This window comes from Actinosynnema sp. NPDC023658 (assembly GCF_040639995.1).
Classification (GTDB): Bacteria; Actinomycetota; Actinomycetes; order Mycobacteriales; family Pseudonocardiaceae; genus Actinosynnema.
Genome location: NZ_JBFAAX010000147.1, coordinates 6,388 through 8,252 on the forward strand (window position 1 = coordinate 6,388; position 1,865 = coordinate 8,252).

Here is a 1,865-nt window from a genome sequence, read left to right on the forward strand (position 1 = left end):
GGCGGCCACCCCATACAACCCCCCCGCCCCCCCCGACTCGAACCCCCCCGCCGCCCGGCGCGCCCCCCCCGCGCCCCCCCCCCCCCCGAGTCCGCCGTCCGACCGGCCCGACTCACGGCACCCGCCCGGCGACTCGGAGTGGCCGTTGCCCGACTCGCGGTGCGTCGGTCGATGACGCGCGCGTGCTTCAGGTGGAGACTGGTCGCGGGTGAGTGCGGGACGACTCGGTGAATTCGCGGTCTCTCGTCCGAGGATGAACCGAGCGTGTCCAACCGGTCTACGAACAGTGCCTGAACGGACCACTGAACACACGGCTAGCAGAATCGTTCCAGCAAGGCAAATGTCGCAGCGTCGGTAACAGCGCGGACACGAGAGCTTGACACAACTCCGTGGCGCGAACCACACTCCCCCAAAACCTGGGAGCGCTCCCAGAAGTTCACCGCCGATCATCGAGGAGTTCTCGTGCGCTACCGTAGAGCGGGCTTGGCCAAAGTCCTGGCCTGCACCGCAGTGCTTGCCGCCGTTGCCACGGCCTGTGGCTCGGGTGGGTCCGGCGGGACCAATGCCGACGGCAAGGTCGAGCTGACCATCGCGACGTTCAACGAGTTCGGCTACGAGGACCTCCTCAAGGAGTACGAGGCCGCCAACCCGAACATCAAGGTCACGCAGCGCAAGACCGGCCAGGGCGCTCCCCACCACCAGAACCTGTTCACCAAGCTGGGCGCGGGTTCCGGTCTCGCCGACGTCGAGGCCGTCGAAGAGGGCTTCCTGAGCCAGGTCATGGCCAAGTCCGGCCAGTTCGAGAACCTCAAGGAGATCGGCCCGAAGGACGTCCGCGAGGACCGCTGGCTGCAGTGGAAGGTCGACGCCGTCACCACCAAGGACGGCAAGCTGATCGGCTACGGCACCGACATCGGCCCGCTGGCCATGTGCTACCGCAAGGACATGCTCCAGGCCGCCGGTCTGCCGTCGGACCCCGAGGGCGTCAAGGCCCTGTTCGCCACCTGGGACTCGTACTTCGAGGCCGGTGACAAGTACGTGAAGGCGACGGGCAAGCCGTGGTTCGACTCGGCCGCCCAGATCTTCAACCCGATGCACAACCAGGCCCAGACCGGCTACTTCGACCGCGACGACAAGCTCGTGATCGAGAACAACGGCGACAAGAAGATCTGGGACCAGGTCACCGGCGCGGTCGCGCGCGGCCAGTCGGCCAAGCTGTCGGCGTGGAGCCCCGAGTGGCAGACCGGCTTCAAGGAGTCGGCGTTCGCCACCAAGACCTGCCCGTCCTGGATGCTGGGTGTCATCGAGGGCAACGCCGGCCCCGACCACAAGGGCAAGTGGGCCGTCACCGCGGCCTTCCCCGGCGGCGGCGGCAACTGGGGCGGCTCGTACCTGACCGTCCCGAAGCAGGGCAAGAACAAGGCCGAGGCCGCCAAGCTGGCCGCGTGGCTGACCGCGCCCGAGCAGCAGATCAAGGCGTTCAAGGCCAAGGGCACGTTCCCGAGCCAGACCCAGGCCCTGATCTCCCCCGAGCTGCTGAACAGCTCCAACGAGTACTTCGGCGGCGAGAAGGTCGGCCTGCTGTTCGCCGAGCAGGCCAACAAGGTCGCCGCGGCCCAGTACAAGGGCCCGCAGGACGGTGAGATCCAGGACAACGTGGTCTCCCCGGCCCTGACCACGGTCGAGCAGGGCACCTCGGCCGAGGACGCGTGGAAGACGGTCGTCGAGGGAGCCAAGAAGGCTGCCAAGTAATGACGACCGAACTCACGGTCGCGCGCGGGCGGGGCCGTCCTGCACGCCCTGCGTCCCTGACGAGCCCGCCGGAGGCCGACGCCGGGCGGCCGCGCGGTCAGACCAGCTGCCCG

1 protein-coding gene is annotated in these 1,865 nt (G+C 68.5%); it reads left to right on the forward strand.

All coding sequences use genetic code 11. The annotated features are described in order from the left end of the window. Positions 1-462 precede the first annotated feature (462 nt). Positions 463-1,752: an extracellular solute-binding protein gene (locus tag AB0G02_RS17720; RefSeq protein ID WP_360795159.1), complete on the forward strand. Its 1,290-nt coding sequence runs from the start codon at positions 463-465 to the stop codon at positions 1,750-1,752. Positions 1,753-1,865 lie beyond the last annotated feature (113 nt).